Annotated in this window: 17 protein-coding genes and 1 other RNA gene; 10 read left to right on the forward strand and 8 right to left on the reverse strand. The window is 67.1% G+C overall.

The window, feature by feature from the left end; genetic code table 11:
• Positions 1–70 precede the first annotated feature (70 nt).
• The 3 genes from A5636_RS07600 to A5636_RS07610 form a co-directional block, all read right to left on the reverse strand.
• Positions 71–811: an adenosylcobinamide amidohydrolase gene (locus A5636_RS07600; protein ID WP_253900527.1), complete on the reverse strand. Its 741-nt coding sequence runs from the start codon at positions 809–811 to the stop codon at positions 71–73.
• A gap of 53 nt (positions 812–864) precedes the next feature.
• Positions 865–2,604: a GMC oxidoreductase gene (locus tag A5636_RS07605; protein WP_065158077.1), complete on the reverse strand. Its 1,740-nt coding sequence runs from the start codon at positions 2,602–2,604 to the stop codon at positions 865–867.
• 108 nt (positions 2,605–2,712) lie between these two features.
• Positions 2,713–5,985: a helix-turn-helix transcriptional regulator gene (locus A5636_RS07610; RefSeq protein WP_065158078.1), complete on the reverse strand. Its 3,273-nt coding sequence runs from the start codon at positions 5,983–5,985 to the stop codon at positions 2,713–2,715.
• 133 nt (positions 5,986–6,118) lie between these two features.
• On the opposite strand from A5636_RS07610, the gene A5636_RS07615 reads away from it, so the two are divergent.
• The 3 genes from A5636_RS07615 (at position 6,119) to A5636_RS07625 (ending at position 8,661) form a co-directional block, all read left to right on the forward strand.
• Positions 6,119–6,319, forward strand: a complete 201-nt coding sequence (locus tag A5636_RS07615) for a hypothetical protein (protein ID WP_216638821.1) — start codon at positions 6,119–6,121, stop codon at positions 6,317–6,319.
• A 42-nt stretch (positions 6,320–6,361) separates the two neighbouring features.
• Positions 6,362–7,486 (forward strand): epoxide hydrolase family protein, encoded by a 1,125-nt coding sequence (locus A5636_RS07620; RefSeq protein WP_065158079.1) that lies wholly within the window; start codon positions 6,362–6,364, stop codon positions 7,484–7,486.
• 152 nt (positions 7,487–7,638) lie between these two features.
• On the forward strand, positions 7,639–8,661 hold the full coding sequence (locus tag A5636_RS07625) for a cobalamin biosynthesis protein (protein WP_081287662.1): 1,023 nt from the start codon (positions 7,639–7,641) through the stop codon (positions 8,659–8,661).
• On the opposite strand, the gene A5636_RS07630 is transcribed toward A5636_RS07625, so the two are convergent.
• Genes A5636_RS07630 through A5636_RS07640 form a run of 3 tightly spaced genes read right to left on the reverse strand, consistent with a single transcriptional unit; the run spans position 8,575 to position 10,560 of the window.
• Positions 8,575–9,423: an SURF1 family cytochrome oxidase biogenesis protein gene (locus A5636_RS07630; protein ID WP_065158080.1), complete on the reverse strand. Its 849-nt coding sequence runs from the start codon at positions 9,421–9,423 to the stop codon at positions 8,575–8,577. The two genes, A5636_RS07625 and A5636_RS07630, sit on opposite strands and share 87 nt — an antisense overlap.
• A complete protein-coding gene (locus A5636_RS07635) occupies positions 9,423–9,917 on the reverse strand; it encodes a low molecular weight protein-tyrosine-phosphatase (RefSeq protein ID WP_065158081.1) in 495 nt (164 codons plus the stop codon). The genes A5636_RS07630 and A5636_RS07635 overlap by 1 nt, the downstream gene beginning before the upstream one ends.
• Entirely contained in the window at positions 9,910–10,560 is a 651-nt protein-coding gene (locus A5636_RS07640) for an HAD-IA family hydrolase (RefSeq protein ID WP_065158124.1), read from the reverse strand. The genes A5636_RS07635 and A5636_RS07640 overlap by 8 nt, the downstream gene beginning before the upstream one ends.
• Positions 10,561–10,693: 133 nt before the next feature.
• Here A5636_RS07640 and cobC point away from each other — a divergent pair, with 133 nt between their 5' ends.
• From cobC to rnpB, 5 genes are all read left to right on the forward strand, one after another.
• Positions 10,694–11,758, forward strand: a complete 1,065-nt coding sequence (gene cobC, locus A5636_RS07645) for an Rv2231c family pyridoxal phosphate-dependent protein CobC (protein WP_065158082.1) — start codon at positions 10,694–10,696, stop codon at positions 11,756–11,758.
• Positions 11,755–12,885 carry a Nif3-like dinuclear metal center hexameric protein gene (locus tag A5636_RS07650; protein WP_065158083.1) on the forward strand — a complete coding sequence of 377 codons (1,131 nt, stop codon included), beginning with the start codon at positions 11,755–11,757 and terminating at the stop codon, positions 12,883–12,885. The genes cobC and A5636_RS07650 overlap by 4 nt, the downstream gene beginning before the upstream one ends.
• Positions 12,886–12,900: 15 nt before the next feature.
• Positions 12,901–13,635 carry a zinc ribbon domain-containing protein gene (locus A5636_RS07655; RefSeq protein WP_065158084.1) on the forward strand — a complete coding sequence of 245 codons (735 nt, stop codon included), beginning with the start codon at positions 12,901–12,903 and terminating at the stop codon, positions 13,633–13,635.
• A complete protein-coding gene (locus tag A5636_RS07660) occupies positions 13,635–14,762 on the forward strand; it encodes a bifunctional RNase H/acid phosphatase (protein ID WP_065158085.1) in 1,128 nt (375 codons plus the stop codon). The genes A5636_RS07655 and A5636_RS07660 overlap by 1 nt, the downstream gene beginning before the upstream one ends.
• 52 nt (positions 14,763–14,814) lie before the next feature.
• Positions 14,815–15,233, forward strand: an RNA gene (rnpB, locus tag A5636_RS07665) — RNase P RNA component class A.
• 12 nt (positions 15,234–15,245) lie between these two features.
• Here the strand turns inward: rnpB and A5636_RS07670 are convergent.
• Together A5636_RS07670 and panB are read right to left on the reverse strand one after the other, a co-directional pair.
• A complete protein-coding gene (locus tag A5636_RS07670; protein ID WP_065158086.1) occupies positions 15,246–16,784 on the reverse strand; it encodes a CYTH and CHAD domain-containing protein in 1,539 nt (512 codons plus the stop codon).
• An 84-nt stretch (positions 16,785–16,868) separates the two neighbouring features.
• The gene (gene panB / locus A5636_RS07675) at positions 16,869–17,714 is read right to left on the reverse strand and encodes a 3-methyl-2-oxobutanoate hydroxymethyltransferase (protein WP_065158087.1); all 846 of its coding nucleotides are present in this window, start codon (positions 17,712–17,714) and stop codon (positions 16,869–16,871) included.
• Positions 17,715–17,933: 219 nt separating this feature from the next.
• Between panB and A5636_RS07680 the strand changes: the two genes are divergently transcribed.
• Positions 17,934–19,493, forward strand: a complete 1,560-nt coding sequence (locus tag A5636_RS07680; RefSeq protein ID WP_065158088.1) for an alpha/beta hydrolase — start codon at positions 17,934–17,936, stop codon at positions 19,491–19,493.
• A 147-nt stretch (positions 19,494–19,640) separates the two neighbouring features.
• Positions 19,641–21,203 (forward strand): alpha/beta hydrolase, encoded by a 1,563-nt coding sequence (locus A5636_RS07685; protein WP_155763688.1) that lies wholly within the window; start codon positions 19,641–19,643, stop codon positions 21,201–21,203.
• Positions 21,204–21,214 lie beyond the last annotated feature (11 nt).

Genomic DNA, 21,214 nt, shown 5'->3' on the forward strand with positions numbered 1-21,214 from the left:
TTTCAAATCGGCGGCGACCGGCGATGTCTTGCCGCTGCTCACGGCAGATGCGCGAGACTCGCCTTCGAAGTCATGGTTCGGACCGCCGCCCGGGGGGTTCCGCGATCCAGGACCGGGCGCCGCCGAGTACCGCGGCGTGCACGGCCCGGGCGATCCGGGCGCCAAACACCGAACGTGGCCCGGCGAACGCCTCCGCAGGGCCGTCCGTGGGACAGTGCACGACGATCGCGTCGGAGGCGGTGCCGGTCGCTCGTACCCCGATTTCGTGTAGCGCCTGGACCTTCGCCTCCGTCGCGGTAGCCACGGCATTGACCAGGGCAGCCTGCGACAGCCGCACCGGCACCGCAACCACGACGTTGATCGTCCCCGCCCGGTATGGGTCCCCGTCGGTGAGTGGCCGGTACTCGACGCTCTGGTAAGAGGTAAACGCCGTTGTTATCACACCCGACGGCAATTCGCGACGGAAGTCCCGATCGGGCGCCGCCGCCCAAGCGGGGCTGGACAGCCCCACCGTCGCGGCGGCCTGCACGCCGCTGTCCGCGGCGAGGTGGTGGCGCGTCACGTCGACAGCAGTGAGAAGCCCGCAGCCAATACCGACGAGGCCCAGCGCGCTACCAATCTCGACCAGGTGCCGGTCCGGGTCGGTCCGGCCGTAATCCAGCGGGACGGTGGCGTTGACTATCCAATCCCGGGCGCCGATGCCGCCGCCGAGCGGGCCCGACGAGATGCACAGCCGCGGTGCGTCGAACTGCCAGAGCAGCAGGGGGATCCGCCGGGACTCTTCCACCCGTGCGGTCAACCGGGGATGCACCGTCTCATTCTTGCGTCCCGGCCTCGTCCCGGTCGCGTCCCGGTGCGGCGTGCTTACCCTCGCGAGCCGGACGGTCGCGTCACCAGCGGGAGTGTCAGCGCGGCCGGGGCGTCGGCAGGCACCACCGGGCGTTGCGGCGCGACGTGCGGGATGCGCTGGTAGGTTGCGCCGATTGGGGGTCTGGTGTCGGCCTCATTTTTGTTGGGCCAGTAAGACATTGCGCGCTCGGCCTGCGCGGTGATGGTCAGCGACGGGTTGACCCCGATGTTCGCCGAGATCGCAGACCCGTCGACGACGTGCAACCCCGGGTGGCCGTACATCCGGTGGTAGGCGTCGATGACACCCGTTTCGGGCGAGTCTCCGATGGTGCAGCCACCGAGGAAGTGTGCCGTCATCGGGATGTCGAAGATCTCACCGACGCTGCTGTAGGGCATACCGCCGATGTCCGCAGCGAGGCGGCGGACTGCCTCGTCGGCCTTCGGGATCCAGGTCGGGTTGGGCACCCCGTGGCCCTGCCGGGAGGACAGTTTGACCCCACCGAACCGCCTGCGCTTGGGAAACAGCGTCAGCGAGTTGTCCTCGGTTTGCATCACCAGCGCGATCACGGTGCGCTGCGACCAATTCCGCAGCCCGACGTACACCGACGCAGCTTGCCCGGGATGACGCAGCACTTGCCCCAACCACCGCAGCCAGCGCGGGGTCCCACCGCCGCCGTCGGTCATCACGGTGGTGAGCATGCCCATCGATTGCGCGCCCTTGCCGTAACGGACCGGCTCGATATGGGTCCTGTCGTCGGGATGAATGGACGACGTGATCGCGACGCCCTGATGGAACGCGGCGTCTTTGCCCTGCCGCATGCGCACGCTGGCGCCGCACAGCGCCTCGGAGTTCGTCCGGGTCAACACGCCGAGCCGGTCGGAGATCTGCCCCAGGTCGCCGCCGGACTTCATCCGATGCAGCAACTGCTGGGTTCCCCAAGTGCCGGCAGCGAAGATCACCTGCTCTGCGGTGAGGGTGCCGGCCGTGCGCTTCGCACGCCAGGCCCCGCTACGCACGGTGTCGACGGCGTAGCCACCTCCGGCGCGGGGACGCACGGCGGTGACGGTGGTCAGATCGTGCACGCGCGCGCCGGCCCGCTCGGCCAGATAGAGGTAGTTCTTCATCAGCGTGTTCTTGGCGTTGTGCCGGCAGCCGGTCATGCATTCACCGACTTCGATGCAACCCCGCCGGCGGGGCCCGGCACCGCCGAAAAACGGATCTTCGACTTCCACACCGGGAGTGGGCACGTTGTCGGGTCCGAAGTAGACGCCGACGGGAGTCATGCCGAAGGTGTCGCCGACGCCCAGGTCGTCAGCGACCTTGCGCAGGGCGTGGTCCGACGCCGTCATGGTGGGATTGGTGACCACACCCAGCATGCGTTTGGCCTGGTCGTAATACGGCCGCAGTTCGTCGCGCCAGTCGGTGATGTGTGCCCACTGGCGGTCCTGGTAGAACGCGTCGGATTTGGGTTCGTAGAGGGTGTTGGCGTAGTTCAGGGAGCCGCCGCCCACTCCGGCACCGGCCAGCACGATCACGTCGGGCAGGACGTGGATGCGCTGGATTCCGGTGCAGCCGAGCTTGGGCGCCCACAGAAAGTTGCGCACATCCATGCTCGTCTTGGGGAACTGCGAGTCCTCGAAGCGGCGCCCGGCCTCGAGAACCCCGACCCGGTAACCCTTCTCGGTCAGCCGCAGGGCTGACACCGATCCGCCGAATCCGGAACCGATCACAAGGACGTCGTAGTCCAGCGTCATCTCACCCCTCCTGTCGCTGTCCTAGCGGATCCCCGGGATCGGCAGGGGCAAACATATCGGCGTTGGGGCGATCGTTTCAGTGGCGATCGTTTTACAGTGGCGATCGTTTCAGTGCCGCGACGCCTCCTGCGCGAGTTGCACCCGCGAGGTCAGGCCGAGCTTGGTGTAGATATGCGTCAGATGCGCCTGCACGGTGCGGGGTGAAATGAACAACCTCGCGGCGACATCGCGATTGGGCAGGCCTTCGCTGACAAGTTTGACGACGTCGAGTTCGGCGCGGGTCAGTGCGGCCCAGCCGGTGCTGGCCTTGGTGCGTTCACCGCGACGATGCAGCGCGTAGGCCACAGCCTCCTCATTCGACAGCGCCGCGCCTTCGGTCCACGCGGTGTCGAAGTCATTGTCGCCCAATGCCTCTCGTGCGACGATGACACGAGACTCGATTGCGGGATCGAGGATCTTGAACCGTACCAACCCCATGCGCAGGCGGGCCGCCTCAGCCGCGCCGAACAACCGGGCGGCCAGCGTGTGGTTGTCTGCGTCGGTTGCCAGCACGGCAAGGCAGTCGAGAGCAAACGGAATGAGCAGGTCGGCCTCGAGTCGAACCGCCAGGTCGAGGGAGTCGTAGGCGTCACGTTCGGCGGCGTCGAATTCACCCTGCGCGATTTCTACGTATGCGCGTGTCGTCCAGGACGCGGCGATACTCCACCCCGTGGTCGCGGACACGACCTCGTCGGCCCATCGGCGGGCGACGGCGAGGTCACCACATGCCAGAGGAGCCAGCGGCGCCCAGTGGTAGATACCGGCCATCAGCGGATCCATCGGGGTCAATGTTCGAGCTGCCGAGAACGATTGCAAGGCAGCAACTCCGTCACCCGCAGCCAGGTGCACGACAGCCGATGCCGCGTAGACCACGCCGGCGTAGGTATCGAACAGGTCGGTGACGCGATCGAAAGCCACTTTCGCTGCTGTCTCGGCGGCTTCCGTCTGTCCTTGGTAAGCCAGAATCTGCGCCTGCAGCGAGCGGGCGTGCATGGAATACATGGCGTCGCACGCCGCACTCGCCGCGTCATCGACGGAGCGGATCATCGGCAATGCGCCGGCGAGATCTCCGCGCAGAACCTGTGCCCAGCCCATGACGTAGCGGGACTGGCGAGACACGAACCTGTCGCCGATTGCGTCAGCTATGCGCAGCGCTTCTTCCGCGGCCACCTGTCCGGCAACTGGTTCGCCGAACAGCAGTGCACATACCGCTTCTAGGGAAGTGGTTTGTCCCAGCCACCAGGAATCTCCGCAGGCGCGCGCGATTTCGGCCGCTTCAGTGAAGTAGGCGAGACGCAGATCCCTGTCGTCGGCGACGCGGCATGCGCAACCGGTCAGCGCCCGCGCCACCAGCGAGGGCTCGCCGAGTTCACGCGCCGCCGCCAGAGTCTGCTCGGCATGGTCCAAGTCGGCCCTCACGCCCCGGAACGACTCCAGTACAACTCTGCTAACCATCGCGCGTATCCGGTTGGGCGATGCCTCGACGGAAGAATTCGCGTCGGCGAGTGCGGTGTTCAACCAGTTCAGACCTTCCTGCATCAGCCCCCGGGTCAGCCAGAGCGGCAACAGCGATGACGCGAGCGACAACGCCAGATCGGTGTCAGCGTTCTCCCGGCTCCACACGAAAGCCGCTCGCAGATTGTCGATTTCGGTCCCGACGGATTCAATTCTTCGTTCATGTTCCGCGGTAGTCGGTGTGTCGAGACCGTCGGCGATCGCGGTGTAGTGGTCGCGGTGACGGGTGCGCACGCTGTCACCCTCGCGCGACTCACCGAGCTTCTCCATCGCATACTGGCGGACGGTTTCCAGCAACCGGTAGCGGGTGCCGTGCGGACTGTCCTCGGCGACCACGAGTGATTTGTCGACCAGCAAGGTGAGTTGATCGAGCACCTGATAGCGCTCGCCGCCGCCGACGGCTTGGGCCGCGTCAAGATCGAACCCGCCGAGGAATACCGCGAGCCGGCGGAACAACATCCGCTCGGGTTCGCTGAGCAATTCGTGTGACCAGTCCACCGACGCACGCAGCGTCTGTTGGCGGCGCACTGCAGTGCGGGCGCCACCGGTGAGCAGCCGGAAAGTGTCCTGCAGACTGCGCAGTATTTCGGCGGGCGCCAGGGCACGGACGCGAGCCGCGGCCAGTTCAATAGCCAACGGTAGTCCGTCGAGGCGGCGGCAGATCGCGGTCACCGTATCGGCATTGTCGGCATCGACACGGAATTCAGGCTTGATTCGGCGTGCTCGATCGGCGAACAATTCGATGGCCTCGCCGGCCAAGGACAGCGACGGCACTCGCCAGCTCGTCTCGCCAGCCACCCCGATCGATTCACGGCTGGTCGTCAGCAGTCTCAACGCCGGGCACCCAACCAACAAGCCACTCAACAAGGCGGCGCTGGCGTCCAGCAGGTGTTCGCAGTTGTCCACCAGGATCAATATCTGACGATCGCGGATGAACCGTCGCAGCACCTCGCTGGTTACCTGACCGGGCTGGTCGGGGAGCCCGAGTGCTCGGGCGACCGCTACCGGCACCGCGTCCGGATCGGTGATCGGTGCCAGGTCGACATACCAGACACCGTCGGCGAACTCGGGGGCGATCCCCGCCACGACCTGGACCGCCAGCCGCGTCTTGCCGGCCCCGCCCGCCCCGGTCAATGTGACGAGTCGGTTCTCGGCAAGCGCGTTCCGGATACCGCGGATCTCGGTTTCCCGGCCGATAAAGCTGGTCAGCTGCGTCGGAAGGCGATCGGCGGCAACAGCTTCCGCGGTGCGCAACGGCGGGAAATCGTTGTGCAGGTCCGGATGGCACAGTTGCATCACACGTTCGGGACGCGGCAGATCACGCAGCGGATGGCTACCCAGATCCGTCAGCGTGACGTCCGGCGGGAGTTGGTCGACGACAAGCGGTTCCGTGGCGCCGGAGAGTACGGTTTGGCCACCGTGCGCGAGATCGCGCAGGCGGGCTGCCCGGTTGACGGTCGGGCCGATGTAGTTGCCCTCGTCGCGCAGCTGGATGTCGCCGGTGTGCACCCCGATGCGGAGTTTTATCGGGGCCAACGGTGCCCGCTGCAACTCCAGCGCACAGGCCACAGCGTCGGCGGCACGGGGGAAGGCGATGACGAAACTGTCGCCTTCGCCCTGCTCGACCGGCCGCACCCCGCGGTGAGCCGCCACGGCTCTGGCAAGCACCCTGTCGAGGCGCGCGACGGCTTCCTGCATTGTTTTGGGCTGGGTTTCCCACAGCGAGGTGGAACTCTCGACGTCGGCCAGCAGCAGGGTCACCGTTCCGGTGGGCAGCTCGGCCATGTCGGGGACGCTCCAGCTCGTTTCGCTCATGCTAGCCAGCATGCGGCGCGTATTGGGTGGTGAGCATCGGCGAAAACGCTGATCGTCCCGGTCGCGCTATGCGTATATACGCGGCCGGGACCCGCTTGGGGTGTGTCCCGTCTTTTGGACGTGTTTGACCCGGTATGGCAAGGTCGTGGACGTGGGTGAGCTACCTGGTTCGCAGAGCGAGGGTGCGGCGCGACAGACTTCGGGACCGCCGGTACGGCCGTTGTCCTCCGACCAGCAGCCGGCGACCAAGGCGGACCTGTACGCCGCGGTGGACGCCATGCGCGCCGACATGCGTGAACTGCTGGAGCAGATCAGCACGCTGATCAAGGACGCCACGCAGAAATAGGGCGCCTGTCGCGCGGCATCCCGGGAGCGGCACTATTAGCGGGTGAAGCCGTTTCGCATCGATGTTCCCGACGATGTTCTCGACGATCTGCAATCGCGGCTGGCGCGCACCCGATGGCCCGAGCCCGAGTGCGTGGACGACTGGAGCCAGGGCATTCCGCTGCGTTACACCCAAGACCTCGCCGCCTACTGGGCCAATCATTACGACTGGCGGTCACGGGAGGCCGCGCTGAACCGATTCGACCACTTCGTCGATCAATTCGACGGGTTAGACATTCATTTCATCCATCAGCGATCCCCGCACGAGAACGCGTTCCCGTTGCTGATCACCCACGGTTGGCCGGGATCGATCGTGGAGTTCCACAAGGTGATCGAGCCGCTCACCGATCCCACCGCGCACGGAGGTCGCGCCGCCGACGCCTTCCACGTGGTCTGCCCCTCACTGCCCGGATACGGCTTCTCCGGAAAGCCGGGCCGCACCGGGTGGGGAGTGCAGAAGATCGCGTTGGTCTGGGAAGAGTTGATGCTGCGTCTGGGCTATCAGCGGTACGGCGCTCAGGGCGGTGACTGGGGCGCGGCCGTCACGACCCAAATCGGCCGCAATGGCGGTCACTGCGCGGGCATCCACCTGAACATGCCGTTGGGTATGCCGACGAAAGAGACGCTGGCCGACCCGACTCCGGAAGAGCAGGCGGCGCTGGCCGCGCTGGCCGAGCACCGGAAGTCAGGCACCGGCTACTCCAAGCAACAATCGACACGGCCGCAGACAGTGGGATACGGGCTGGTCGATTCGCCGGTGGGACAACTGGCCTGGATCGTCGAGAAGTTCTGGGCGTGGATGGATTGCGACGGGCACCCCGAGAATGTGCTGACCCGAGATGAGTTGCTGGACAACGTGATGCTGTATTGGGTTACTGCGACCGCAGCGTCGTCGGCCCGCCTCTACTGGGAGAGCTTCAAGGTGTGGGGTGATACCAGCCGGGTCGAATTGCCAACGGGGGTAGCGGCTTTCCCGAAAGAGGTGCTGCGCGCGCCCCGTCGCTGGTGTGAGCCGAACTTCAACATCACCCACTGGACCACCATGCCCCGCGGCGGGCACTTCGCTGCGTTCGAGCAACCCGAGCTGTTCGTCGAAGACATCCGCAAATTCTTCGCGACGGTGCGCTGAGGGGCCGCTTGCCGAGAGTGAATCTGACGACGCGACACGCCGGGGGAGCGTCGTAGATCGCACACTCGGCCGGGACCTTGTCACATGCGATCGAGTAGATGACGAATGAGGTGACCGGGCCGAGAATGTTTGTACATATGAGACGCCGCCCTGTGGTTGCCTCGACACGGCAGACCCGCATCGTCGGCGTGCTGGCCGGCTATCTCGCCGATCTCGCGCTGGCCGACCCGAAGCGAGGTCATCCCGTCGCGGTGTTCGGTGCTACGGCGGCGAGGCTAGAGCAGAGCACCTACCGCGATGACCGGGCGGCCGGCGCGGCACACGTGTGCCTGCTGGTCGCCGGGACAGGGGCATTCGGCGCGGTGCTGCAGCGGGGTGGCCAGGGCCGTAGCGTCGCCGCCGTCGCAGTGGCTACCTGGACCGTGCTGGGGGGCACGTCGTTGGCGCGCACCGGCACTCAGATGGCGGACTTGCTGGCTCGCCGGGATGTGGAGGGGGCACGGGCGCTGCTGCCGTCGCTGTGCGGACGTGACCCGGCCAGGCTGGACATCGCCGGACTGACCCGCGCGGCGCTGGAATCGGTGGCGGAGAACACCTCCGACGCCCACGTGGCGCCGCTGCTGTGGGCCGCGGTCGGTGGGGCGCCCGCCGCGCTGATGTACCGCGCCATCAACACGCTGGATTCCATGGTCGGCTACCGCTCGCCCCGCTATCTCCGATTCGGCTGGGCCGCAGCACGATTGGACGACGTCGTGAATTACGCCGGGGCGCGGGTCACCGCCGCTCTGGTGGTGGCTTGCGCGCCACTGGTGGGCGGGTCCGCGGTGGGGGCGGTGCGGGCGTGGCGACGCGACGCAGACCGGCATCCCAGTCCCAACGCCGGGGTCGTCGAGGCGACGTTCGCCGGGGCGCTCGGGGTGCGGCTCGGCGGCCCGACCCAGTACCAGCACGAGCTGGAGCTGCGCCCCACACTGGGGGACGGCGGGCAACCCACGGTGACCGACCTGCGCCGGGCGGTGACACTGTCACGGGTGGTGCAGGCGGGTGCGGTGGGGGTGGCGTTGGCGTTGGCAGTTGCTTTCTCGACGCTAACGCCGGCGGCCGTAACGGTCGGCGAGTTTCTCCTCGACGGTCGTCGGCTGAACCGGCGCCGGCACCTCCGCCGCACCGGCTGACCGCAGTTCCTTTTCCCGCCGACGGGCCCGCACCTCGGAGTAGGCGAAATACCCCAGCGCAATCGGGGCCAGGACACCGAACAGAATCCATTGGATGCCGTAGGACAGGAACGGCCCGGCGTCCAGGCGCGGCACCCCGATCACACCCAGGCCGCCCGGCTGATCCTCGACCAGCTGCAGGTACGACCCCGCCAGCGGCACGCCCGTCAATTGCGCGACCTGTTCGGTGCTGATCGAAAACACCTGCTGGTAGCCATCTCTGGTGAACGGATCCTTGCCCTGAACGGTCGGCTCGGAATCCCGCAGTCGCGCGGTGATGGTCACCGGCTGGTCCGGCGGCGGCGGGATCTGCGGTACGTGCGAACCCTGTTCGGGCCGCACGTACCCGCGATCGACCAGGACGATCGGCCCGTCGTCGACCGCGAACGGCGCCAGCACCTCGAACGCCTGATCGCCCTCGACCGCTCGCAACCGGGCTATGACCCGCACGTCGGGCAGGTAGTGCCCGGTGGCGGTCACCTTTCGCCACTGCGACCCCTCGGCGGACGAATCCTGATGGGGGATCAGGGTTTTCAGCGCCACCGGCGCGGTATTGACGGAATCGGCGATCTGCTGGTTTTCCCGGGAGGTCCTGGTGTTCTTGCCCAGTTGCCAAGGCGCGAGCACGGTGAAACACAGGTAAGTGAACGCGATACACACCAGAGCCAGCGCCAGCCAGCTCGGCCGTAGCAGGAATCTCAGACTGCGATTTCCCGCCGTCATCAACCCGATCCGTTCTGGGCGAGTCGCTCGTCCACCCAGGCGTGCAAGCCCGGCAGGGCCGCCTCGATGACGTTGAAAACCTCTTTGAAATCGTTTTGATCGCCGTAGTACGGATCCTCGACATCCAGGGCGTAGGCCCCTGAACGCGGGTCGAAGGAACGCAACATCCGCAGCCGGCCGTCATCCACGCCGAGCTGGCGCAGCACCTGCGCATGGTTGCGGCCCAGCGCGATCACCAGATCCGCGGACAAATGGTCGTCTTCCACCTGAGCGGCGCGGTGGTCGGTGGGATAACCGTGGTCACGAAGCACCCGCTTGGCCCGCAGATCGGCGCCCTCGCCGACGTGCCAGTTGCCGGTCCCGGCGCTGCTCACCCGAACCACTTCGCCGAGGCCGCGCTGCTGAATCTGGTGGGCGAACATCTTCTCGGCCATCGGCGAACGGCAGATGTTGCCGGTGCAGACGAACGTCACATGCAGCGTGGAATCAGACACCCAGCACCTTCCGAAGTTCTTCGATTGTCGCGGCATGGGTGACCAGGGTGGGGCCGGCCGGTGCGCCATGGTCGGCGACATCGGCGAAGTCAGCCTGCCCGTAGCCCCACCCGACGACTACGGTGTCGATGCCGTGCGCGGCCGCACCGTGCACATCGTGGCTGCGGTCACCGACCATCAGGATGCGCTCGGGCAACGGTCTGAGCTGGTCCAGCGCGTGCGCCAACACCTCGGCCTTGGATTTGCGCGAACCCTGCGGGCAGGCGCCCGCGATTACCTCGAAGTGCTGGTCCAAGCCGAAGTGATCGAGGATGCGGCGCGCGGTCGGCTCCAGCTTCGATGTTGCCACGGCCAATCGAACGCCCGCCGCCCGCAAATCGGCGAGCAACGGTTCGATGCCCTCGAAGAGACTGTTCATCGCCCAGCCGCGGCTGCCGTACTCCGCGCGGAAGACCGCGAACGCCTCGTCGGCGCGCCCGTCGAGCTCCATCGTGCGAAACGTCTCATCCATCGGCGGTCCGACGATGCGCGCGGCCAGATCTCCGTCCGGTATTGCCGCCCCGATATGGGTGAGGGCATGCCGAAAGCTGGCCACGATGCCGACGGCCGAATCGGTCAGCGTGCCGTCGAGATCGAAAATCACCAGCTGCGGTGCCTCGTCTCCGATCGAACTCTTCACCAACCCATTGTGCCCATTGCGGTTCGATGGCGGCCCAGACGTGCGCCGTGGTGCTCCGGATGTCTGCTCCGCGAACTGGCGCACTAGTGTTTCAGTGATGGCTGGTCTGGATCAGAGCGCGTCAGCCCGCGTGTCGCGGGCGCGCTATCACGGTGATCAAGACGTCCTGCCCGGCATGCTGGATTTCGCGGTCAACGTCCGTCATGCGCAGCCACCGGGATGGCTCCTGACCACTCTCGGCGCGCGGCTGGCGGATTTGGCACGGTATCCCAGCAGCGCTGACGTACACGCCGCTCAAGATGCGATCGCCGAGCGACACGGCCGTTCCCGCAGCGAGGTACTGCCGCTGGCCGGGGCAGCCGAGGGATTCGCGTTGCTCAGCAACCTGCGGCCGCGCCGCGCCGCAATCATCGCGCCCTCGTTCACCGAGCCGGAAGCGGCTCTGACGGCCGCCGGAATCCCGATACATCAGGTGACTCTGGAACCGCCCTTCACGCTGGACACCGCGCAGGTCCCAGACGACGCCGACCTCGTCGTGGTGGGGAACCCGACCAACCCGACGTCGGTCCTGCACACCCGCGAGCAGTTGCTGGCCCTGCGCCGCCCCGGGCGCATTGTCGTCGTCGACGAGGCCTTCGCCGACTCGGTGCCCGGCGAACCGGAGTCCCTTGCCGGGGACGCCCTGCCCGACGTGTTGGTTCTGCGCAGCCTGACCAAGACATGGGCGCTGGCCGGATTACGGGTGGGCTACGCCTTGGGGTCGCCGGAGGTATTGGCCCGGCTCACCGCCCAGCGTGCGCATTGGCCGGTCGGCACGCTGCAACTGACGGCGATCGCGGCCTGTTGCAGCCCGCAGGCCGTTGCCGAGGCGGCCGCTGACGCCACGCGGTTGGTCGCCGTTCGCGCGGCGATGGTCGCCGGGTTGGAGACGGTGGGCATGGCGGTGGTCGCCGGTCAGGCACCGTTCGTCTTGTTCCGCAGCCCTGACGCGGAGTGGATACGAAACCGATTGCGGGACAACGGAATAGCGATACGACGATGCGACAGCTTCGTCGGCCTGGACGCCACCTACCTACGGGCGGCGGTGCGTCCCGAATGGTCACGGCTGGTCGAATCGATCGCCGAGACCCCGGCCTGCCTACCGACTGGGAGTCGCCGGTGAGTGTGCGGCTGGCCGACGTCATCGAGGTGCTCGACGAGGCGTACCCGCCGCGGCTCGCCGAGTCCTGGGATTCGGTTGGGCTGGTCTGTGGGGACCCTGCCGATGTCATCGAGTCGGTAACCGTCGCCATCGACGCGACACCGGCCGTGGTCGACGAGGTACCTGAGCGCGGCTTGCTGCTTGCCCACCACCCGCTGTTGCTGCGCGGGGTCGACACGGTCGCGGCCAGCACGCCCAAAGGTGCGCTGATCCACCGCCTGATCCGCTCCGGCCGTGCGCTGTTCACCGCGCACACCAACGCCGACTCGGCGGCTCCGGGTGTGTCTGACGCCTTGGCGACCGCGCTGGGCCTGACCGTCGAGGGCGTGCTGGAGGCGTCGCCGACCGCGGCGGACCTGGACAAATGGGTCATTTACGTGCCGCAGCAGAACGCGGATGCCGTGCGCGAAGCGGTGTTTGCGGCGGGGGCCGGACAGATCGGCGACTACTCACACTGCAGCTGGAGCGTCACCGGGATCGGTCAATTTCTGCCGCACGACGGGGCGTCTCCGGCCATCGGCAGCGTCGGCACCGTCGAACAGGTCTCTGAAGACCGGATCGAGGTGGTGGCTCCGGCACGCGCACGAGGTGCGGTGCTGGCAGCGATGCGCGCGGCGCACCCCTACGAGGAGCCGGCCTTCGACACCTTCACCATGCTGCCCCCGCCCGCCGATACGGGGCTGGGCCGCATCGCCACCCTGCCCCGCGCTGAACGGTTCGGAGACTTCGTGTCCCGCGTCGGCGCCGCGTTGCCGCGGACATCGTGGGGTGTGCGCGCCGCCGGCGATCCCGACCTTCCGGTGTCCCGGGCAGCGGTCTGCGGCGGAGCGGGTGACTCATTGTTGGGTGCGGTAGCCGGCGCCGGTGTGCAGGCTTATGTCACGGCCGACCTGCGGCACCATCCCGCCGACGAGCATTGCCGAGCCTCCGGGGTGGCGTTGATCGACGTCGCGCATTGGGCAAGTGAATACCCGTGGTGTGAGCAAGCTGCCAGCGTGTTGCGCTCCGAATTCGGTGCGAAATTGGCGATGCGGGTATCCGAGATCCGCACCGACCCGTGGAACCTGTGCGCTGGGAACCAGAGCTGAGAGACCTAGGAGATCATGAAGGCCGAAGTGGCACAGCAACGTTCGCTACTGGAACTGGCGAAACTGGATGCTGAGCTGTCCCGGCTCGCTCACCGGGCCACCCATCTGCCCCAGCGCGAGGCGTACGACATTGTGCAGGGTAAACACACCGCCGCCAGCGACCGGCTGGCCGCGGTGCGGATCGCCCTGGAGGATCTCGACGCCCAAGTCACCCGCTTCGAGTCCGAGATCGACGCGGTGCGCAAGCGGGAAGACCGGGACCGCGCCCTGCTCAACTCCGGGGCAACCGACGCCAAACAATTAGCGGATCTGCAGCACGAACTGGAAACCCTGCAGCGCCGCCAGGCCAGCCTGGAGGATTCCCTGCTGGAAGTGATGGAGCGGCGCGAAGAGATGCAGGCGCAGCAAGCCGTCGAATCCGGGACCATCGATGGGCTGCAGGACGAGCTCGCCAGCGCTCAACACGACCTTGACGCGGCGCTCGCGGAGGTCGACGAGACGCGGTCAGCACAGGCGTCCCGGCGGGAAGTGTTGGCTGCGGGCCTGGATCCCGAACTTTCGGCGCTGTACGAGCGACTGCGCGCCGGTGGAGGTCCGGGCGCGGGGCCGCTGCAGGGACACCGCTGCGGTGCCTGCCGGATCGAGATCGGTCGTGGCGAGCTGGCCCGTATCCTGGCGGCCGCCGAGGACGAGGTGCAGAGGTGCCCGGAGTGCGGCGCAATCCTGTTGCGAGTCAAGGGTTCTGACTAATGAAGGTGGTCATCGAAGCCGACGGTGGGTCGCGCGGGAACCCCGGCCCCGCCGGGTACGGCGCGGTGGTGTGGACCGCGGACCGCCGGACCGTACTGGCCGAATCCAAGCAGGCGATCGGGCGGGCAACCAACAACGTCGCCGAATACCGGGGACTTATCGCCGGTCTGGACGATGCCCTGCATCTGGGAGCCACCGAGGTCTCGGTCCTGATGGACTCCAAGCTGGTCGTGGAGCAGATGGCGGGACGCTGGAAGGTCAAGCACCCCGACCTGGTCGAACTGCACACCCAGGCCCAGCGGCTGGCGTCCCAGTTCCGCCGGATCACCTATTCCTGGATTCCACGCGCGCAGAACGCATACGCCGACCGTCTGGCCAACGACGCGATGGACGCGGCGACGCAGGCGGATCGCCGGGTCGACAAGGTTTCGGTGCCCGTCACCGACGCCGCCCGAGCCGCCGCGGCGGAGCGTCCGGCCGAAACCACGACCGGCCCGGGCTGGACCGGCGCGAGCGGTACCCCGACCCGGCTGCTGTTGTTGCGGCACGGGCAGACCGAGTTGTCGGTGCAGCGCCGCTATTCGGGGCGCGGCAACCCCCCGTTGAACGAGGTCGGTTGGCGTCAGGCCGGTTTGGCGGCAAGGTATTTGACGCAGCGCCGCGGGATCGCCGCGGTGGTCTCGTCGCCGCTGCAGCGGGCCCATGACACCGCGACGACGGCGGCCAGGGCGTTGGGTCTGGACGTGACTGTCGACGAGGACCTGATCGAGACCGACTTCGGCGCGTGGGAGGGTCTGACGTTCGCCGAGGCTGCCGCGCGCGATCCCGACCTGCACCGCCGTTGGCTGTACGACACCGGCACGCTGCCGCCGGGCGGAGAAAGCTTCGACGACGTGCTGCGGCGCGTGCGTCGCAGCCGGGACCGGATCGTCGCCGCCCACGAGGGCAAGAACGTATTGGTGGTTTCGCACGTCACGCCGATCAAGTTGCTGCTGCGCATGGCGCTGGACGCCGGTTCGGGCATTCTGTACCGACTGCATCTTGACCTCGCGTCGCTGAGCATCGCTGAGTTCTATTCCGACGGGGCGTCATCGGTGCGTCTGGTCAATCAGACCGGGTATCTGTAGACGCCGTTCGCTGGCTGTGGCGCCGGTCAGCAGGTACCGTGTTCGTCGCGGACGAGTTGGCCGGGCGGCCGCGGCTCGAGTCGATCCGAAAGGAGCGCCTCCGAGTCGAGGAAAGTCCGGACTTCACAGAGCAGGGTGATTGCTAACGGCAATCCGAGGTGACTCGCGGGAAAGTGCCACAGAAAACAGACCGCCACCCTCGTGGTGGTAAGGGTGAAACGGTGCGGTAAGAGCGCACCAGCATCCCGGGTGACCGGGATGGCTAGGCAAACCCCACCCGAAGCAAGGCCAAGAAGGCCGCACCGAAAGTGCGGTCGCGCAGACGTCCGAGGGCTGCTCGCCCGAGTCTGCGGGTAGGCCGCTCGAGGCACCCGGCAACGGAGTGTCCAGATGGATGGTCGCCGCCAGGCCACCGTGGATTAAAGCCGCGGCGGCGTGGAACAGAATCCGGCTTACAGGCCAACTCGTCCGCCCCCGGCGCGCTCAGCGACGGCTGCGGCGTACCGCCTTGTTCAGCTTGCGCAGCGCGGAATCCAGTTGCTCCGCACTGGTTTCGGCGGTCTGGCTCTCATGCTGGTAAAGCAGGCCGTAGGTGAAGGTGTCTTCGCCCGCGAGGTGCGCCGCCTGGGCCTGGCCGAGCAGATGCTCGCGGCTGACCACACTGTCTTGATGATCTCCCAGCAGGGCTTGAATGGCCTTGGCTTCCTGGGCAACCTGATTGTCCCCGGTGGCCGCTGCGGTATAGCGAAGCCGCTTGGCGCGCTTGCGGATTCGGTGCAGCGCCTCGTCAGCGTCGTCGGCTTCCGCGGGGTCGGCGGTCTGCGCTGCTTTGGCAGCCTTGCGCACCTTCCGGTAGGCCGCATCGATGGTCACCGGAGTCGATTGCTGACCTAGCGCGGGGACCGGTGGTTCGGTGACCAGCGCATCGAGGGCATCGAGCAGCCGGAAATAGCGCTTGGATCGCATGGCGATCAACGAGCGCCGCCAACCCATCTGATAACGCCGCTTTGCCCCGTTGACCAGACGTTCCCACACCGGTCCGCGCACCAGCGCCGGGTCCATTCGAGTCAACGCGTGTTCGTAACGTTCGGCCAGCACCTCGGCATCCCGCGCCACGCCCAGCACACCGGCCAGTTCCCGCAGCTCGTCGAGAACCCATGCGCCGTCGGCCAATCCGAACGACTCCTGCGAATCCTTGAGCAGGCTGCGTAACTTACGGGTGACGACGCGCAATTGGTGCACGGAATCGTAGACGTCGCCCCGCACGGCGCGGTCCCACACCAGCATTTCCTCCACATGCTGGGCCACCGCGCGATGAATCGGGTCCGCCGGCGCCGGGGCAGCGCCGCGTTGGGGTGCGGACCCGAGCGCGCGGGCCAACTTGGAACCGTGCCCTGCGGGCGCGGCCCCGGCGTCCAGCAGGCGGTTGCTGAGCCGGTTCAACAGTTCATGGCTCGCCGCGTCGCTGGTGTCACCTTGGGCTTGACGGACCTCGAGTTCCCATTCCCGCCACTGCTGCTCGGCCGGGCCGGATTCGGAGTCATCGGAGCCCGCACCAGACCAAGCGGTGACGTGGTCGTTGCAGAACTCCGCGAGTGCCACATCCTGGCTGTCGTAGAGGACCTGAATCTCGCGCCGGGTGGTGATGCGCGCGACCGGCACCACCGGACGGTCGCGGACGATAGCCAGCACCACGTCCAGCAAGTCCTGCGGCACGGTGTCCGCTTCGTCGGACGCATCGATCGGGGCGTGGATCTCGGTGCGGGAATCCGGTCCGGCGGGCAGCTTCAGGTGCCAGCCGGCATCGGGCCCTCCGGTGCGGCGGCGCAGCGTGATCCGATTGCGCGCCAGATCCTGGTTCGGCGTGTCGAAGTAGACCGCGTCCAGCTCCTGGACCGGGGGTTTGTCGACACGGGCAACCGCCGCGATCCCTTCGAACGATGGCGATACGGTCGACTCGATCACATCGAACTTGCGCTCGACCTCGAGGTGGCGCGCCGTTTTTGGCGCTTTAGCAGGCATTCTGTTCTCCGTGGGAGCGGGGCGGGCCCCCTCAGAGTGCCATATCCAAGTTACCTGCGTTGGGCGTGCGGTCGGCGCACCGGCCTAGAAGCAGTGCTCCTCGGCGGGGAACGCCCCGGTAGCTACCTCTTCTGCGTATTGCATTGCGGCGCGGCGTAATTCGCCACCCACATCGGCGAACCTCTTGACGAACCGGGCGGTCCTTCCGCCGCTCATCCCGGCCATGTCCTGCCAGACCAGGACCTGGCCGTCGCAGTTGGGTCCGGCGCCGATACCGACCGTCGGGATGGTGAGCTTGCCGGTGATCTGGGTGGCCAGTTCAGCCGGCACCATCTCCATCACCACGGCGAACGCGCCCGCTTCGGCGACGGCGATCGCGTCGTGGATGGTCTGTTCTGCGGCATCGCCACGGCCCTGGACTTTGAATCCGCCGAGAGTGTTGACGCTCTGCGGGGTGAAGCCGATGTGGGCCATCACCGGAATGCCGGCCGCGCTCAAGCAGGCGATCTGCTCGGCGACCCGCTCGCCTCCCTCCAGCTTGACCGCGTGCGCGCCACCTTCCTTCATGAACCGGGTGGCGGCGGCCAGCGCGGCCGTCGGCCCCGCCTCGTAACTGCCGAACGGCAGGTCGGCGACGACCAGGGCATGCGGAGCGCCCCGCACCACCCCGCGCACCAGCGGGATCAGTTCGTCGATCGAAATCGGCACCGTGGTGTCGTAGCCGTAGACGACGTTGGCGGCGGAGTCACCGATCAGCAGGACCGGAATGCCGGCGTCGTCGAACACCCGGGCCGTCGAATAGTCGTAGGCCGTGAGCATGCCCCACTTATGGCCTTCGGCCTTCCATTTCAGCAGGTGGTGCGTGCGAATCTTGGGGCGTGCCGGGCCGCTTGCTGCAGCGCTGAAACCATAGACGTTCTCAGACATCATTGTCCTCAATTGGTGGTCGGGTCGATCCTCGTGGCCCTGACGGGTCCCCGGGTTCGTCTGACCCGGCCCATTCTGCCATTTTGTCGCTGCCCATGCATTCCTGGTCCGACGCAGCCCTGGTGATGGCGCTGGCCGCGGGGGTTGAGCCAGAAGCGGCTGGCCGGGACCCGTTGCCGGCTTGACCAGGATGGAGAAGCCTCTCTGGCACCATAGGGTGCCATGTGCCTGACTCGCCGCGACAAGTTCGCGCGCATGCTGCTGATGTGGACCACGCTGTCCGCTGTGGTGATGGTTCTGGCGGGTTGTGTGCACGTGGTCGCCGGACGGGCGCGCATGGCTGAGCCCAGGCTGGGACAGCCGGTGGTGTGGACACCGTGCCGTAGCTCCAACCCGTCGGTGAAGATCCCCGGCCACGCAATGTGCGGAAAACTCGCCGTCCCCGTGGACTACAACCACCCGGACGGGGAAGTCGCGTCGCTTGCGTTGATCCGGTTTCCCGCGAGCGGGGACAAGATCGGTTCGCTGGTCATCAACCCGGGGGGCCCCGGCGAGTCCGGCCTCGAGGCCGCGCTGGGCGTTTTCCAGACACTGCCCAAGCGGGTGCACGAACGCTTCGACCTGGTGGGCTTCGATCCGCGCGGCGTAGCAGGCTCGCGACCGGCGATCTGGTGCAACTCCGACGCCGACAATGACCGGCTACGCGCCGAACCGCAGGTCGACTACAGCCAGGCGGGCGTGCAGCGCATAGAGAACGAAACCAAGCAGTTCGTCCAGCGCTGCGTCGACAAGATGGGCAAGAACTTCCTGGAGAACGTGGGCACGGTCAGCGTCGCCAAGGATCTGGACGCCATCCGCGCGGCGCTGGGTGACGCCAAACTGACCTACCTCGGCTACTCGTACGGAACCCGGATCGGCTCGGCCTACGCCGAGGCCTTCCCACAAAACGTGCGGTCGATGATCCTGGACGGCGCAGTCGATCCGAACGCCGACCCCATCGAGGCGGATCTGCGTCAGGCCAAGGGATTCCAGGACGCCTTCAACGACTATGCCGCCGACTGCGCCAAAGACACGGGCTGCCCACTGGGCAGCGACCCCACCAAAGCTGTTGCGGCATACCACGACCTGGTCGATCCGCTGGTGGACCCGGAGAATCTCGCGGTGAGCAGACCGGCGAAGACCAAAGACCCGCGTGGCCTCAGCTACAGCGATGCCATCGTGGGCACCATCATGGCGCTGTACTCCCCAAACCTGTGGCGACACTTGACCGACGGCCTCAAGGAGCTGGCCGACGAGCACCGTGGTGACACCATGCTTGCGCTGGCCGACATGTACATGCGGCGTGATTCGCACGGCCACTACAACAACTCGACCGATGCCCGGGTGGCGATCAATTGCGTTGACCAGCCACCGATTACCGATCGCGCCAAGGTCATCGACGAAGATCGGCGGGCCCGCGAACTGGCGCCGTTCATGAGTTACGGCAAGTTCACCGGGAACGCACCGCTGGGCACCTGTGCGTTCTGGCCGGTGCCCCCGACCAGCCGACCGCACACCGTCTCCGCGCCGGGCCTGGCGCCCACCATCGTGGTGTCGACCACGCACGATCCGGCCACGCCATACCAGGCCGGCGTCGACCTGGCCAACCAACTCAAGGGCTCGTTGCTCACCTTCAACGGGACCCAGCACACCGTCGTCTTCCAAGGAGACAACTGCGTCGACGACTACGTCACGGCGTATCTGATCAACGGGACGAAGCCGCCCGTCGGGGCAACCTGCTGACACCCGCCCCCACGCGACTGTGCATTGCACGACGTTGCGTCGGCGCGTCGCGTCGCGAGATTCACGCTCGGCGGCGCACCGAGAGCTGCCGATAAGAGATCAAGGCGTAACCATTCCGCGTCCTGCGACGGATTTCGAAATGAGACGATTTCCGCCATGTCGCGCCTGAGATTGGTGATCTCGGCGCTGCTGTCATTTGGACTGGTGTTCTCCGGTCAGTCGGCGGCACTACCGCGTGCCGCCGCCACGCCCGAACCCGACAGTGGGCAGACCCAGGTCCCTTTGGCACCCGCCGCGACACCGCAACAGAGTTGGGGTTCCTGCACCGGCGTCGTCAGTACCGTCGACATACCCACCGCCCAGTGCACGACGGTGTCGGTTCCCGTCGACTACGACAAACCGGCTGGGACACAAGCCAACTTGGCGGTCATCCGCGTTCCCGCGACGGGCCAGCGCATCGGATCGTTGTTGGTCAACCCGGGCGGGCCCGGCGCGTCGGCGGTCGACATGGTGGCCGGGATGGCGCCCGACCTCAGGGGCACCGACATCAACGTGCACTTCGACCTGGTGGGTTTCGATCCCAGGGGGGTGGGTCACTCGACACCGAGCCTGCGGTGCCGCTCGGACGCCGAGTTCGATGCGTACCGGCGCGACCCGATGGTGGACTACAGCCCGGGCGGAGTGGCCCACATCGAGCAGGTGTACCGCGAATTGGCTCAGCACTGCGCCGATCGGATGGGTCAGGCCTTCCTGGCCAATATCGGTACCGCGTCGGCCGCCCGCGACATGGACATGGTGCGCCAGGCGCTCGGTGACGAGCAGATCAACTACCTCGGCTACAGCTACGGCACCGAACTCGGCACCGCCTACATCGAACGCTTCGCGCCGCACGTGCGGGCAATGGTGCTCGACGGGGCCATCGACCCGACGATCGGGCCGATCCAGCAGACCATCAACCAGATGGCGGGCTTCCAGACCGCGTTCAACGACTACGCCGCGGACTGTGCCCGTTCGACGGCGTGCCCGCTGGGCACCGACCCGGCCCAATGGGTCACCCGATACCACGCGCTGATCGACCCGCTGGTGACCAAGCCGGGCAAGACATCCGATCCGCGCGGCCTCAGCTACGCCGATGCGACCACCGGCACCATCAACGCGCTCTACACACCGCAGCACTGGAAGTACCTGACCAGCGGCCTGCTCGGGCTGCAGCACGGCAGTGACGCCGGGGACCTGTTGATGCTGGCCGACGACTACAACGGCCGCGACCCGCAGGGCCACTACGACAACGGTCAGGACGCGTTCAACGCGATCCGATGCGTCGACGCGCCGACTCCGACGGACGCGGCGTCCTGGGTCACGGCCGACCGCCGAATCCGGGAGGTGGCGCCATTCCTGAACTACGGACAGTTCACCGGGTCGGCGCCGCGTGACATCTGTGCGCTGTGGCCGGTGCCGGCCACCTCGACGCCGCACCTGGCGCCGCCGGCCCCGGCAGGCAAGGCCGTGGTGGTCTCCACCACGCACGATCCGGCCACGCCCTACCAGGCCGGGGTGGACCTGGCCCGGCAACTGGGCGCCCCGCTGATCTCCTACGACGGGACCCAGCACACCGTGGTGTTCGACGGCAACCCGTGCGTGGACGCCGTCGTGACGCGTTACTTTCTGGATTTGACGTTGCCGCAGTCGAATTTGCGGTGCCAGGCCTAAATATTCGCAAG

Origin of the sequence: Mycobacterium asiaticum (genome assembly GCF_001673315.1) — a bacterium.
In the GTDB taxonomy this organism is placed as follows: Bacteria; Actinomycetota; Actinomycetes; order Mycobacteriales; family Mycobacteriaceae; genus Mycobacterium; species Mycobacterium asiaticum_B.

Coding starts and splice junctions, on each gene's coding strand:
- A5636_RS07605 (WP_065158077.1), bottom strand. CDS start 2,604: ATGACGCTGGACTACGACGTCCTTGTGATCGGTTCCGGATTCGGCGGA.
- A5636_RS07610 (WP_065158078.1), bottom strand. CDS start 5,985: ATGCTGGCTAGCATGAGCGAAACGAGCTGGAGCGTCCCCGACATGGCC.
- A5636_RS07630 (WP_065158080.1), bottom strand. CDS start 9,423: ATGACGGCGGGAAATCGCAGTCTGAGATTCCTGCTACGGCCGAGCTGG.
- cobC (WP_065158082.1), top strand. CDS start 10,694: ATGGCTGGTCTGGATCAGAGCGCGTCAGCCCGCGTGTCGCGGGCGCGC.
- A5636_RS07655 (WP_065158084.1), top strand. CDS start 12,901: ATGAAGGCCGAAGTGGCACAGCAACGTTCGCTACTGGAACTGGCGAAA.
- A5636_RS07660 (WP_065158085.1), top strand. CDS start 13,635: ATGAAGGTGGTCATCGAAGCCGACGGTGGGTCGCGCGGGAACCCCGGC.
- A5636_RS07670 (WP_065158086.1), bottom strand. CDS start 16,784: ATGCCTGCTAAAGCGCCAAAAACGGCGCGCCACCTCGAGGTCGAGCGC.
- panB (WP_065158087.1), bottom strand. CDS start 17,714: ATGATGTCTGAGAACGTCTATGGTTTCAGCGCTGCAGCAAGCGGCCCG.
- A5636_RS07680 (WP_065158088.1), top strand. CDS start 17,934: ATGTGCCTGACTCGCCGCGACAAGTTCGCGCGCATGCTGCTGATGTGG.